This window comes from Rhodococcus sp. 14-2496-1d (genome assembly GCF_002259365.1).
Taxonomy (GTDB): Bacteria; Actinomycetota; Actinomycetes; order Mycobacteriales; family Mycobacteriaceae; genus Rhodococcoides.
The window spans coordinates 201036-214985 of record NZ_NPFV01000003.1 but is presented as its reverse complement, the minus strand read 5'-3'; the positions used below and the strand labels follow the sequence as shown (position 1 = coordinate 214985).

12 protein-coding genes are annotated in these 13950 nt (G+C 64.6%); 8 read left to right on the top strand and 4 right to left on the bottom strand.

Going from position 1 to position 13950, the window contains the following annotated elements:
- Positions 1–1638: hypothetical protein (locus tag CH296_RS28755; RefSeq protein WP_218830234.1), on the top strand; the 1638-nt coding region annotated here is incomplete at its 5' end.
- Positions 1639–1673: 35 nt separating this feature from the next.
- Here the strand turns inward: CH296_RS28755 and mftM are convergent.
- Positions 1674–2501, bottom strand: coding sequence for a mycofactocin oligosaccharide methyltransferase MftM (gene mftM / locus CH296_RS01660; RefSeq protein ID WP_094683871.1), 828 nt, complete (start codon positions 2499–2501; stop codon positions 1674–1676).
- Between the two features lie 291 nt (positions 2502–2792).
- On the opposite strand from mftM, the gene mftA reads away from it, so the two are divergent.
- The 5 genes from mftA to mftD (CH296_RS01635) are packed head-to-tail and all read left to right on the top strand — an operon-like array spanning position 2793 to position 6894.
- Entirely contained in the window at positions 2793–2906 is a 114-nt protein-coding gene (mftA, locus tag CH296_RS01655; protein WP_080730438.1) for a mycofactocin precursor MftA, read from the top strand.
- Between the two features lie 2 nt (positions 2907–2908).
- Positions 2909–3208: a mycofactocin biosynthesis chaperone MftB gene (gene mftB, locus CH296_RS01650; RefSeq protein WP_032397573.1), complete on the top strand. Its 300-nt coding sequence runs from the start codon at positions 2909–2911 to the stop codon at positions 3206–3208.
- Between the two features lie 34 nt (positions 3209–3242).
- A complete protein-coding gene (gene mftC / locus CH296_RS01645) occupies positions 3243–4475 on the top strand; it encodes a mycofactocin radical SAM maturase (protein WP_032397572.1) in 1233 nt (410 codons plus the stop codon).
- The gene (gene mftD, locus CH296_RS01640) at positions 4475–5653 is read left to right on the top strand and encodes a pre-mycofactocin synthase MftD (protein ID WP_094683640.1); all 1179 of its coding nucleotides are present in this window, start codon (positions 4475–4477) and stop codon (positions 5651–5653) included. Before mftC ends, mftD (CH296_RS01640) begins: the two co-directional genes overlap by 1 nt.
- Positions 5654–5661: 8 nt before the next feature.
- On the top strand, positions 5662–6894 hold the full coding sequence (gene mftD / locus CH296_RS01635; RefSeq protein ID WP_094683861.1) for a pre-mycofactocin synthase MftD: 1233 nt from the start codon (positions 5662–5664) through the stop codon (positions 6892–6894).
- Positions 6895–6937: 43 nt separating this feature from the next.
- On the opposite strand, the gene CH296_RS29390 is transcribed toward mftD (CH296_RS01635), so the two are convergent.
- Positions 6938–7264 (bottom strand): LuxR C-terminal-related transcriptional regulator, encoded by a 327-nt coding sequence (locus tag CH296_RS29390; protein WP_256980293.1) that lies wholly within the window; start codon positions 7262–7264, stop codon positions 6938–6940.
- A gap of 224 nt (positions 7265–7488) precedes the next feature.
- Between CH296_RS29390 and CH296_RS01625 the strand changes: the two genes are divergently transcribed.
- Together CH296_RS01625 and CH296_RS29385 are read left to right on the top strand one after the other, a co-directional pair.
- Complete coding sequence (locus CH296_RS01625; RefSeq protein WP_094683860.1) at positions 7489–11262, top strand: hypothetical protein; 3774 nt, start codon at positions 7489–7491, stop codon at positions 11260–11262.
- 97 nt (positions 11263–11359) lie between these two features.
- A complete protein-coding gene (locus CH296_RS29385) occupies positions 11360–11482 on the top strand; it encodes a hypothetical protein (RefSeq protein ID WP_256980292.1) in 123 nt (40 codons plus the stop codon).
- A gap of 9 nt (positions 11483–11491) precedes the next feature.
- Here the strand turns inward: CH296_RS29385 and CH296_RS01620 are convergent, their stop codons facing one another.
- Both CH296_RS01620 and CH296_RS01615 read right to left on the bottom strand, forming a co-directional pair.
- Complete coding sequence (locus tag CH296_RS01620; protein ID WP_256980291.1) at positions 11492–12238, bottom strand: IclR family transcriptional regulator; 747 nt, start codon at positions 12236–12238, stop codon at positions 11492–11494.
- Between the two features lie 2 nt (positions 12239–12240).
- Positions 12241–13749 carry an APC family permease gene (locus tag CH296_RS01615; RefSeq protein ID WP_094632349.1) on the bottom strand — a complete coding sequence of 503 codons (1509 nt, stop codon included), beginning with the start codon at positions 13747–13749 and terminating at the stop codon, positions 12241–12243.
- Positions 13750–13950 lie beyond the last annotated feature (201 nt).

The window sequence follows — 13950 nt, the reverse complement described above, 5'->3', positions numbered from 1 at the left end:
GCGGAGTTGACCGCCCCGGAAGCTGCCGCTGCGTGGCAGTTGCTCGAGGAGATGGCCGACACCTTGTGCCCGAAAGATCCGCGCGGGAAGAAGGAACGCTTGTGTGATGCGTTCATGGCCCGGATGCACGGTGAACCCCGCTTGGCGTGCCTGTGCCGACGGGAGGACTGCCCGAAAGCGGATGCGGTGTTGCCCGATAGTCGGGTGCCGTTGACGATGGTCACCGTCGACATCGCCACCCTGATCGGGCTGCTCGCGAACCCGGCGTATCTGGCCGGGCACGGTTCCATCGATCCTGACCTCGCTCGGGAGTTGGCGCGCAGCAGTCAGTGGCAGATCCTGCTCACCGACGCAGTTACCCTCGCCGAGAAACTCGGACTGGCTGTGCAGAACCCGGAAACCGGGGAATGGGAACGAACACCGAAAACCCGAGCTCAGGTGTCGGACTCGGGGTCGAATCCGACAACAGCGAAGGCGGACACGGACGCCGACTCCGGGAGAAGCGCTGCTTCGGGAACACCCGCGGCCGAGACTCGCCGCAACACCGACAGCAATCCGGAACCCGAGACCGGCACGACCACAGGTGCTCCCGTCGACGTCATCACCGATGCGACCACTGCCCCGCATGCGGAAGCGGCGAACGAATCCGTCACCGCAGCATCGCCCGCACCCGTACGCTCTCCGATCGATGCGCCGGCAGCGAACACGACCACCTCTGCTCCAGAGCGACCCGGGACGGTCCCGCCGACATCAGTATCACCACCGACAACAGGCCCCACGCCAGGAACAGTTATCCCGCCGGAACCGGGGACGGCGACATCACCGACTTCGAAGCACGATCAGACGGAGAATCATCAGACGGAGGATTCCGCGGGGGACACCTCTGCCCATTCAGCGGCCGATCCAGCTCCTTCCGAGACCGGGGCAGGCGCGGACAGGCAACGGCGGACGCAATCACTGGCCTCCGCCGCAGCGCTGTTCTGTACCCACACTCCTGTCGGCAGGGGCACACGGCACAGCTCTGCCCTCGACCTGCCCTTCGCAATCCGGCCCAACAACCGCACGATCCACACACCGGTAACCCGCACACCCGCCGGCCTCTATCTCGGCACCGCGTCCCTTGCTGCCGCACTCGAAGCCGCTATCGCCGCCGACCCGACTCTCGGAAACTCGGTACCCCGCGACCCCCTCACCGACCGCGCCCTGATCTACCGACCCGACGCCCTCACCACCGCAGCCGTCCGCCTTCGCGACAAACACTGCCGCTTCCCCGGCTGCCACCGCCCCGCCGCCCGCTGCCAACTCGACCACATCAACCCGTTCGACCACAGCAACCCCCTCGGCGGCGGCTGGACCACCGTCAACAATCTGCAATGCCTCTGCGAATACCACCACACCGTCAAAACCGCCGGCTACTGGAAAGCCACCATGCTCCCCGGCGGAGCCATCCTGTGGACCTCGACCTCGAAGACCACCCGAATCACCCTGCCCGCCAACAGCACCGCCGTCCCGATCCTCGGTAACGACCTCAGGCCACACATCCCCACCCAACCGAGAGACTCCGGCATCATCGCCTACCCCGACCCGCCGGACAAACAACAGCCCGAGGCAGACGACGCGGCAGCACCGCCGTTCTAGGTGTGCTGGGGTAACGCCTCGGATGCGAAACCTGTTCAGGTGAACTGGCGTGCCCTGGTCTTGTCGATCACGAGCCACCCGCCGTGGTGCTCCGAGGTCTCGAACGTCGAACCCGTCGACCGACCCAATTCCACCAGCGATGATTCGTCGAACGTGCGAACGTGTCCGTGGCAGGCGGTGGTCTCGGTCTCGAAGGGCACTGCAACAACGACACGGGTGCGCGCGATGCGTAGTGCCTCTCTCACGATGCGAGATCCTGTCTCTGAGTCGACGTGTTCGAGGAGATGCAGTGCAGTCACCGTGTCGACGCTGCTGTCTGCGACGGGAACGTTCGCAGCGTCGCACACCACGGTGTCGAGTGTGATCCCGAGATGCGGGGCCACGACGGTGAGTAACCGCATGGTGCCGGCGGAGAGGTCCGTTGCGGTCACCAAGTGCCCCTTCATTGCCAGTCGGAGCGGAAAGAAGCCGAAACACGATCCCATATCGAGCACCGATCCGACGATCAGGTTTTCTGCGTGATCGTGGACGGGAGCGAAATCGGCAGTGCCGGATAGTAGTTCGTCGAGCGAGTTGCGATAGTAGGTGGACCAGGCGTCGACCGGATCGGCGACGGTGGTGCGGACGATCCCGACCAGCACCAACTCGAATTCCCGCTGCGAAAGACCCACATGACGTGCCTGTGCGGTCACGATCGGAACGAGGCGCTCACCGATCTGGGCCGACGTCAGGCCATGACACACCTGCACGGTCGATCCGGTTCGGACCGCGTCGAACTCGAGTCCATGCAGGTGTCGGACCACCACGTTCTCGTGCGCCCAGACTCCATCGGGGCTCGGTGCGAGTGCATCCAGTTCGGTCATCGATGTCATTTCTGTTCGTCGCACGTCCACTCGGCGTGGCCGCCCCTTCGGTGAGGTCGAGCGTTCCACACATCGGTCGACGAATCGGCCACTCCCTACCAGGTCGGGCCGCTCGGACGCTGCTGGCCCCGCACGCCGGACGGGACGATACCTACCCATATGGACGGTTGATGGCGACGGCCGACCAGTTCTTCTCTCACGCCGGTTCCGAGTCGTGATCGGCCGCTAGCGTGGTGATCCGAGACACAACCAATCGGATTGTGACCGAGCATATTTCGCAGGAGGTTCCAGATGTCGAAGAAGAACGAGAACGCTGTGGTCGGTACGGCCGTGGTCGAATCCGATCTCGTCGAGGAGTCGTTGGTCGAGGAAGTGTCGATCGACGGCATGTGCGGCGTGTACTGATCATGACCACTGCAGTGCGCGACGACCTCGATGCGGTCGGGCTGGATCTGGATTCGCGTTGGGTGTTGCATCCACAGGTGGCGTTGCGTCCGGAGTCTTTCGGGGCTCTGCTCTATCACTTCGGAACTCGCAAGCTCTCGTTTCTGAAGAACCGCACGATCGTGGCGATCATCACCTCGTTTCCCGATCATCCGGACATGCGGTCGGCGATCGAGGCCGCAGGGATCACCGAAGAGCAGTCGGCCCCATACGTGAAGGCCCTCGCAACGTTGGCCGACTCGAGCATGATCACTCGCCCGTAGAGCCTGACCCATTAGTAGAAGAGGACTTCCGCCCATGACCTCCACCCTCGAAAGGCCCGCTCCGGTAGGCAAATTGGTCGACCAGTTCGAACTCGGACTCGACGCGCCGATCTGCTTGACCTGGGAGCTGACCTACGCCTGCAATCTGTCGTGTGTGCACTGTCTGAGCTCGTCGGGTCGCCGTGACCCGCGCGAACTGAGCACCGAACAGTGCAAGTCGATCATCGACGAGCTGCAGAAGATGCAGGTCTTCTACGTCAATATCGGTGGTGGGGAGCCGACGGTGCGCTCGGACTTCTGGGAGCTCGTCGATTATGCGACCGCGCACCAGGTGGGTGTGAAGTTCTCCACCAACGGGGTCAAGATCGACAAGAAGGTGGCCGCGCGGTTGGCCGCGTCGGATTACGTCGATGTCCAGATCTCCATCGACGGCGCAACCGCCGAGGTCAACGATGCGGTCCGCGGACCCGGTTCGTTCGACATGGCGTGCCGGGCGTTGGAGAACTTGAAGGAGGCCGGCTTTCGGGACGCGAAGATCTCGGTCGTCGTCACCCGACACAACGTGAGTCAGCTCGACGACTTCAAAGCGTTGGCCGACAAATACGCTGCGACACTGCGGATCACCCGGTTGCGGCCATCCGGCCGGGGCGCGGATGTATGGGACGATCTGCACCCGACGGCCGGTCAGCAGCGCGAGCTGTACAACTGGCTCGTCGCCAACGGTGAGGGTGTGTTGACCGGGGATTCGTTCTTCCATCTCTCGGCGTTCGGTGACGCTCTGCCCGGGCTCAACCTCTGTGGTGCCGGGCGCGTGGTGTGCCTGATCGATCCGATCGGCGACGTGTACGCGTGCCCGTTCGCCATTCACGAGAACTTCCTCGCCGGCAACATCGTCCGCGATGCGAAAGACGGCATGGGTGGATTCCAATCCGTATGGCAGACATCGGAGTTGTTCCAGGATCTGCGCTCGCCGCAGACCTCGGGCGCGTGCACCAAGTGCGCCCACTTCGACGCGTGCCGTGGTGGCTGCATGGCAGCGAAATTCTTCACCGGTCTGCCCATGGACGGCCCGGACCCCGAATGCGTCATCGGGAACGGTGAAATGGCGTTGGCAGCGGCGGGGGAGATCCCCAAATCCAGTGTCGACCATTCCCGGACCGGGCAACGCAAAACCCCACGAAAGTCGGTGCCGCTCACGTTGATGATGCGTCCGCCGGCGAAGATCTGTGACGAGAACCCGCTCGCAGGAATGGAACAGGAAAGCTGATGGCGAAGAGTGCGTGGTTCGAGACCGTTGCCGAAGCGCAACGGCGTGCGAAGAAGCGTCTACCGAAGTCCGTGTACGCCGCCCTGGTGGCAGGCTCGGAGCGCGGACTGACGATCGATGACAACATGGCGGCGTTCGGTGAACTCGGCTTCGCCCCGCACGTGGCCGGGCTATCGGACAAGCGTGACCTGTCGACGACGGTGATGGGGCAAACGCTGTCGTTCCCGGTGATGATCTCGCCGACGGGCGTGCAGGCGGTTCATCCCGACGGTGAGGTCGCTGTCGCGAGAGCTGCTGCGGCGCGTGGGATTCCGATCGGTTTGTCCTCGTTCGCCAGCAAGTCCGTCGAGGAGGTCGCGGCGGCGAACCCGCAGACCTTCTTCCAGATGTACTGGGTCGGATCGCGCGAGATACTGCTGCAACGGATGGAGCGCGCACGCGCAGCCGGGGCGGTCGGGCTGATCATGACCCTGGACTGGTCGTTCTCCAACGGCCGCGACTGGGGTAGCCCGTCGATCCCGGAGAAGATGGACCTCAAGGCGATGGTCCAGTTCGCGCCGGAAGGCATCGTACGCCCGAAGTGGTTGTGGGAGTTCGCCAAGACCGGCAAGATCCCCGATCTGACGACCCCCAACCTGACCCCGCCTACGGGTGGTCCGGCCCCGACGTTCTTCGGTGCATACGGCGAATGGATGGGCACCCCGCTGCCGACGTGGGAGGACGTGGCGTGGCTGCGTGAGCAGTGGGGTGGGCCGTTCATGCTCAAGGGCGTGATGCGCGTCGACGATGCGAAGAGGGCTGTCGACGCCGGGTGCACGGCAATCTCGGTGTCCAATCACGGCGGCAACAATCTCGACGGCACCCCGGCACCGATCCGGGCGCTGCCCGCGATTGCCGAGGCGGTGGGCGATCAGGTCGAGATCACCCTCGACGGCGGGATTCGGCGCGGCAGCGACGTGGTGAAGGCGCTGGCGTTGGGTGCGCGAGCGGTGCTGATCGGGCGGGCATATCTGTGGGGCCTGTCGGCGAACGGTCAGGCGGGCGTCGAGAACGTACTCGACATCCTGCGCGGCGGAGTCGATTCCGCTGTCCTCGGGCTCGGGCACACCTCGGTACAGGACCTCTCGCCGTCGGATGTGGTGATGCCGGCCGGGTTCGACCGCAGGCTCGGCGTCTAGAGCGCTGCGTGCTCACCGAGTCCGGTTGGTTCGAGTCCGTTGCGCAGGCCCAGCGGCGCGCGCAGAAGCGTCTTCCGAAGTCCGTCTACTCGGCGTTGGTGGCAGGATCGGAACGCGGAATCACTGCGTCGGACAACACCGCTGCGTTCGCCGAACTCGGGTTCGCCCCGCACGTGGCAGGGCTGTCGAACACCCGTGAGTTGTCGACGACGCTGATGGGGCAACCGCTGTCGTTTCCGGTGATGATCTCCCCGACGGGCGTGCAAGCGGTGCACCCCGACGGCGAGGTTGCCGTCGCGAGGGCGGCAGCGGCACGCGGTGTGGCGATGGGGTTGTCGTTGTTCGCGAGCAAACCCATCGAGGAGGTCGTCGCAGCGAACCCGCAGACGTTCTTTCAGCTTCACTGGGTCGGATCACGGGAGTTGTTGCTGCACATGCTCGATCGGGCACGCAATGCGGGTGCCGTCGGGCTGATCGTGACGATGGACTGGTCGTTCTCCGAGGGGCGAGACTGGGGGAGTCCGGTGATTCCCGATCGCCTCGATCCGAGGGCGATGCTCCGATTCGCACCGGAAGCACTCGCGCATCCGCGATGGCTTGCGCGATGGGCACGCACGGGCACCCTCCCGGATCTGACGGCACCCAACCTCGCTCCGCCCGGAAAGCCCGCGCCGACGTTTTTCGCCGCATATCGCGAATGGAAGTCCACGCCGCTACCCACGTGGGAGGACATCGCCTGGCTACGTCAGCAGTGGGACGGTCCGTTCATGCTCAAGGGCATCTCGCGGGTCGACGACGCGTTACGGGCCGTCGACGCCGGCGTCACCGCGATCTCGGTGTCCAACCACGGTGGCAACAATCTCGACGGTTCCCCGGCGTCGATTCGGGTGTTGGCGTCCATCGCCGAGGCAGCGGGAGAGCAGGTCGAGATCACCCTCGACGGTGGCGTCCGGCGGGGAAGCGACGTGGCGAAAGCGCTCGCGCTGGGTGCGCGGGCAGTGCTGATCGGTCGGGCCTATCTATGGGGGTTGGCCGCGAACGGTCGAGCAGGAGTGGAGAACGTGCTCGACATCCTCCGCGGCGGACTGGATTCCGCGGTACTCGGTCTCGGGCATGCATCGGTGCACACGCTCGGACCATCCGATGTCGTACTACCGACCGACTTCGCTCGCGCCGATCGACTCCCCGTTCCGGAATACCCGACGCCGATGCGAACGAGGACGGCACAACCCATCCGGTGATTCGCGCCCGGCCATCCCGCGCGAGGGGCAGCCGCATCGGCGGTCACCAATCGGACAGTTGAGTGTGACCGTCCTGCAGGGCGCGGGCGAACAGGGCCGCCTTCGTCGGCGCGCTGCGGCCCACTGCCGCGTACTTCTGTCGGACCCGGGTGATGTGTGTGTTGATCGTGCCCACCGATATGTAGACGGACCGAGCTGCGACCGTTTTCGAGTCGGAGGCGAACCAGGCCAGCATGACCTCGATCTCGCGCGCGCTCAACGCAGGCTTGGGGCGACGAGTGTCGGTCGGTGTCGGGAGTGCAGTGGGTGGAAACTCTCTCGGCCTTCGAAACGGGTGATGTACCGCCGATGCCGACGTCTGCTCGAGCACGAAAATTCTCCCCCTCGTGTATCCGTCCATCCCCGACCTCAGCGTCCATCGTCGAAGCAATGGCGTCGCGGATCCAGCTGTGCGCGCAAGTCCATACAAGGTCAATACGGACGACTCCGGGTTCCACGTGTGCGTCATTCAAACGCAGCAATTTGCTGTTTGTCCTGCTCAGTGGGCTGTTCGAGGCATCGGTGCATGATCTGCCGGCTCTATAGTTTTCGCCCATGACCTCCGATCGCCCGGATCCCTCGTCGATCTCGGATCGCACCGAATTCGCCGCGGCGTTGCGTGTGATCAGGATCCAGGCGAATGCCACGGTCCGCGACATCGTCGAGCGTTCCGGTGGCCTGCACGGCACGATCAGCGGCTGGTTCTCCGGTCACCACGTACCCACGAAGGCCAGCGCCGAGATGTTCGCCGCGGTCCTGGTCGCCTGCGGAGTCGACGACGAGTACGAGCGGGCGCGGTGGTGGGATGCGGTGTCGAGGGTGCGGTCCGTCTCGGGCAGGCGCACGGTCGACCCGGCGAAGGGCAGCCCACCGTACAAGGGCCTGGAGGCGTTCGGGACCGCCGATTCGGAGTGGTTCTTCGGACGCGACGACGTCATCGACCGTCTGAGCACGCGCGTCCGCGGTGCTCTCGACAACGGTGGAGGAATCGTCTTCGTCGTCGGTGCATCGGGCTCGGGGAAGTCCTCGCTGCTGCGCGCCGGCCTGGCATCGAGGTTCGCCGGTTCGGAAATCTGTTCGGGCGTGGGCGATATCCGTGCCTTTCCCGAACGAGTCGGGTCGTTCGCGTCGGGATCGGTCGTCGTTCTGGATCAGGCCGAGGAGTTGTGGACGCTGGCGACAGCGCGCGAGCGCGAGAACTTTCTTCGTGCGGCCTCCGCCTCGACCGACTCCGGGTCGGTCCTCGTCATCGGTCTGCGGGCCGACTTCTACCAGAACGCCGTGTCGGAGGATGCTCTGCTGGCCGGACTGGCCGACAACCCTGTGGTCGTCGGCCGCCTCACCGAATCGCAGTTGCGGGAAGTCATCGTCTCGCCTGCAGCGAAGGCGGGAGTCACCGTCGACGATGCTCTCGTACAGGTACTGGTCGGGGAGTTGGGTCCGCGTGGATCGCAGTTCGCCCACGACTCGGGTGCCCTGCCGTTGCTCTCGCACGCATTGCTGACAACGTGGCAGGTCTCGAGCGGAAGGACGCTGACCGTCGAGGACTATCTCGCAACCGGCGGAATCGGCGGAGCGGTCGGCCAGAGCGCCGAGGAAGTGTTCTCCGCCTTGACGTTCGAGCAGCAGCGCGAAGCACGCCGCATCTTCATGCGTCTGGTCAATCTCGACGACGACGTGGTCACTCGTCGCCGCGTCGATCGTGTCGAGCTGTTCCACGGAGACGACGACATGAACGTGGTCACCGACGTCGATGTCGTCATCGAACGGTTCGCCGCGCGCAGACTGCTGACCGTCGACGAAGAGACGGTCCAGGTGACGCACGAGGCGTTGCTCACGGCATGGAAGCGGCTGCGTGAGTGGCTCGACGACGACCGTCAGTGGCTGGTCGAACACCGTCGGCTCACCCAGGCGGCCGAACTGTGGGAGAACAACGACCGCGACGAGGGCTCGCTGTTGCCGGAGTCCAGGCTGCTGGTGGTACAGGAATCCGTCGGACCGGTGCGTCGGCGCGACCTCAACTCCACCGAGAAGCTCTACCTCGAAGCGAGCGCGAATCGAGTCGAGCAACAGTACAGAAACGACCGACGTCGACGACGCACCCTGGAAACGCTCGTCACCGCACTGGCGATTCTGACCGTACTGTCGGTGACACTGGCAGTGACGGCGTTCGTCGCCCGATCGGACGCGAATGCCGGACGGCTCGAGGCCGAACACGCCGAGGCCGAAGCCGTCTCGCGTCAGATCGCCGGCGTCACGCAGCAATTACGAACGCAGGATCCCGGCCTGGCGGCCTACTTCGCGCTGGCGTCCTACGAGGTGGACCGAACGTCCGAGGCGCGATCGGCACTGCTCGATTCCTCGGCGATTCATACTCCGGTGCGGCTGCTCGGTGTCGAGGGCAATGCCGTGACCGCGGTCGACCCACGCGGAGTCATGGTGGCAACAGGCGGTTCCGACGGGCACGTGCGGATGTGGTCGCTCGCCGACGGCCATGCGCGGCTCGGTGAGATAGTCACGCGTGACTCGCGGGTGCTGACGTTCGATCCGCGCGGAGGAGTCATCGCTGTCGGTGGAACCTTCGGTGTCGAGCTGTGGGATGTATCGGACCCGGCGACACCGACGAAGTTGTCGAGCACGGATGTGGTCGGTGTAGGGAACCTGTCCTTCTCGCCGGACGGACGATTTCTGCTCGTCGGCACCCAGGACGACAGATTGCCTCTTCTCCACGTGGCAGAACCCGCCACGCCCCGCACGGTCGGTGAAATCGCCCAACCAGGTTCGCCGTCGGCCACGGAATTCAGCCCGGACGGCCGGTACCTGGTGACGGTCGGTGCAGGCCGCGCGCTGCGATTGTGGGACGCGAGGCAGCTGACCTCGTCTCCGGCAGCCCCCACAGTGCCGTTGATCGACGTCCCCTCGGACGGATCCACCTACACCGCACTGCAGTTGGCATTTTCTCCCGACAGCAGGACGTTGACAGCGGGTACCACCGGTCGTGAGGTTCTGCGGTGGGCCGTCGACGCGGGCGGACTTTCTCCTCTGCCTGCGTTGACGGGATTCACCAGCTACGTCAACGATGTCGCGTTCAGCGGCGACGGAATCCAGATCGCTGCGGCGAGCTCGGACAATTCGTCCAAGGTATGGGACGCCGCATCGGGGACGCTGCAGCTCACGCTTCCCGGTCCGATCGAGGTGAGTTCGCTGGCATTCACGCCGGATCGCTCGTCGATCGTGACCGCCAGTGGTGATGGCACAACCCGAATCTGGCCGCTTCCGGGTCCGGCCCTCGTGGACGCCGGAGACACGATCTTCCAGAATCCTGTCGGTGCAGCGGGCACCCGGCTACTGGTCGGTGCAGGTCGTCGCGCGTCCGCAACAACCCTCTGGGATGTCGAGGACGTGGAGCATCCGGTGCCGTCGAAGCCGTTGGTCCTCGGTGACGGAATGGCGCAGACGGGTGCGGTGGCGCTCACGGCCGATGGCACTCTGGCCGCGGTCGGCACCGCAACTGGGGGATTTCAGCTTTGGGACACAACCGATCTCGACGATCCGGTGGCCCTGGGTTTCGTCCGGGAGGCGACCGGCAGCCTGACCGCGGTGCTGGCGTTCGATCGCTCGGGGACGATGTTGGTCGCGTCCGGTCAGAACTCGAACGACGTGTCGGTGTGGTCGCTCCAGGATCCGGCTGCCCCGATGAAGATGTCGACCCTGCAGGCCGGGAACTATCCGGCGGGCATGGCGCTGTCTCCCGACGGCTCGGTACTGGCCATCGCCAGCGTCGGGGGCGTGGTCGAACTGTGGGATATCAGCAACCCGACCGACCCGCGCCGCACGACCACACTCGGCGGATTCGGTGGCTACGTCCAGGCCGTGGCCATCTCACCGGATGGGCGAACTCTCGCCGCCGGCGGTGCGGATCGTTCGATTCGACTGTGGGACATGACGAATACGGCTGCCCCGCAACACCTATCTCGCATCGTCGGACCCTCCAGCCCGATCTACTCGCTCTCGTTCGATCGGTCCGGCACGCGGTTGGCCGCGGGCGACGGGGGATCCTCGGTGTGGCTGTGGAATGTCACGGACCGTGCCGCGCCATCGCAGTACGCTGCCCTCACCGCGTATGGCATGCGCGTCAACGATGCTGTGTTCGCCGCGGACGGACGAGTGCTGTTCGGCGGTGGCACGGCTCGCGATGTCCGCATCTGGCGGACCGACCCCGACGCGGTTCGTACTCAGCTGTGCGAATCCGGGGGGTCGGTGGTGACGGAAACCGAATGGGCACAGTACCTACCCGGTGTTGCCTATCGGAGGTTGTGCGAGACCTGATGGACTCGGAGATGGTGTACTGGCACCATGACCGACAAGTCTCCGAAGGTCCCCCCCGACACTGTCTGCTCTCATCGCGATCGTTGCGTCCTGTGTCGTGGTTTACGTAGCGTCGTTCGAGGACTCGATGTCGACTGCTCTGCAGGTTGTGTTGCTGCTCGTCGGCGTGCTGGTCGCCGGCGGAGCGATCGGCTACACGATCGCGTCCGTTCGTCGCTGAATTGGACTGTCATGGGCGCAGCCTCCCCGTTGATGCTCGGAGCAGATCGATCAGATCGGAGTCGTCCGTCCGTAGTCGTCCGGTCTTGCCGATCGCTGCCAGACATCCACTGACCGAGCCCGATTCGTCTCGAAGTGGAACCGCAATGGCCGAACGCCCGATTCTCATCTCGTCGGTTTCGGTGGCGAGGTCCGACGTGCGAACTCGGGTCAGCTCCGCGGACAGTGCGTTGCTGTCGGCGATGGTGTGTGACGTGAAAACCCGCAGTTTCCCGGTCGGGAGGGTCTCGGAGCGACGTGCCAGCATCATTTTTCCGATGGCCGATGCATGGGGATGTATCAAGATGGCGCTCTCTGCGACCAAATCGTGGTCCGGATCTCGATCCACCAGACTGATGCGGCCGCCTTCGTACGACGCGAGGTACACACCGAATCGAATGTGGGATCGCAGACTGTCCAACACGTCGCGGCGAATGGAATCGGGATCGTGACCGGGATCGGGTCCCGCGAGTTCGCGCGTACGTCGACCGAGCGCGAACCCGGAAAGGTCGTCGATGCGTACGAGGTACCCGTCTGCGACCAACAGATTGAGCAGCCTGTATGCAGTTGCGGGCGCAACCCCTGTTGCCTGTGCGATCTCCTTGGCGCTCGCCCCTGGTCCGATGTGTGCGACGGCTTCGAGGAGAGCGAGCGCTTTCTGTACTGCGCGCGGCTCGTGACCCGAGACCTCGGCGACCCGCGGTGTACGCACGGCCACTGTCATCGCTCCCTGCGCGGCTGCTTGACCAAAGCGACAGCGCCACGGGAGTTCTCACCGTAGGACGCGGAACCGGGCAGCACGTCCGTGGTTTCCGCGCTGTCGAACACACCGATGGATCGAAGGCCGAGAGGTGAGCGCGTACGCAGCCACGAGGCCCATATCGTTCCGGACAGTGCAATGACCGAGAACACCGAGATCAGAACGAGGTTGTCGGTGATCCCGTCGGTGAACAACAGCAGCATCAGGACCCCGACGCCGCAGCCCGAGGCGAGCGCGGCTGCGACGACAACAGGTGTCTCGAGTTCACCGATGCGGCGCAGGAACAATACGGCGGCGACCGCGACGAGTACGTATCCGACGATCAGGGCGGCGCGGGCAGCAAGTTTTACGTTGTCGATCAGCGGCCCTTCCGACACGACCGAGAACAGGATACTGGCCGAAGCGAAGCCGACGACAACACAGACCAGCGCCACGGACGGAGTGCGGAATCGTCGGTGAACAGAGCCGAATATTCGGGGTATCACCCTTTCGATCCCCAGCGTGTAGACCAAGCGAGACGCCGCATTGGAGGAGGCCATCGAGGAGGCCAGCCACGAGCAACTCAGTCCTACGTTCACCGCGATCACGAGCGACGGATCGATGCCGGTGGACGAACCGTGCAGGTACGCCTCGATGAGAGTGCTGCCTCGGCCGGACCACACAGCCCACGCAGCGAAGGTGAACAGTGTTCCGCAGATGATGGGGGTGAGCATCACAGTGCGAGTGACGTTGACGAGCGGGCGACGTGCCTCGGGAGCAAAGAACGCGGCGCTCTCGAAGCCTGCCAGTGAGAACATCGCCGCCAGCGCGACCAGCAGTAGCCCGTGTGACGACTCTGCGGTCTCCACATCGACTGCGCGGCCCGCACCATCGGGAATCATCAGCAGTACGAGGATGAAAACCAGTGAACATACTTCGACGACGAGTATCGCCGTTGCGGCGAACCTGACACCGCGCAGCAGACAGGCCAGGATCGATGCGGCGATCAGCAGGTAGATGGTGATCGTAGGAATGCCTCCGCGCGCATCGATGTGGAACTGGTCGAGCACAGTCATGACGGCCTGGCCGCCGCTGTAGAGAGTCAGCGCTCCACTGGCGCAGTACTTCACGAGCATGGCAGTACCGACGGTGAGCGCAGCGCGAGCTCGCGCGCCGTGGAAGGTGAAGCTGTACAACCCTCCGGATGCGGCGAGCCTGCGGGTGAACTGCGAAATACAGAATGCGATGAGCGATACGACGATCGTCGCGGCAGCGATCGTCAACACACCTCCGAGCATTGTGTCGTTCGTCAGCATGGCGATGGGCAGCACCACCATCGATGCAGCGGGTGCAGTAGTGGCGATCGACTGGGCGAGTACCTCGACCCCTGACAGCTGTCGCCTTCCGAGCGCGCGGAGAGGTGACAGTGCGGGCTGCGCCGGCTCACCGGCAGAGAACGACCTGGCGATCGCGTGCTCGAGTGCGGACATGGTTGCCGAAAATAGTGGGCGCATGTTGCACGGGCATTGCGAACATGAATCAGCTGGAACCGTACGAGTGGGAATGCCTCGTCCGAAATCCTGTCCGTTCTCACTCGCGCTTTCTCGATGGTTTCCCGAGGTTGATCTTCCCGAATTACCTGCCGTTCAGGATTGCACTCGAAACTTTTCGATCCCGGATCACCGAGGCAC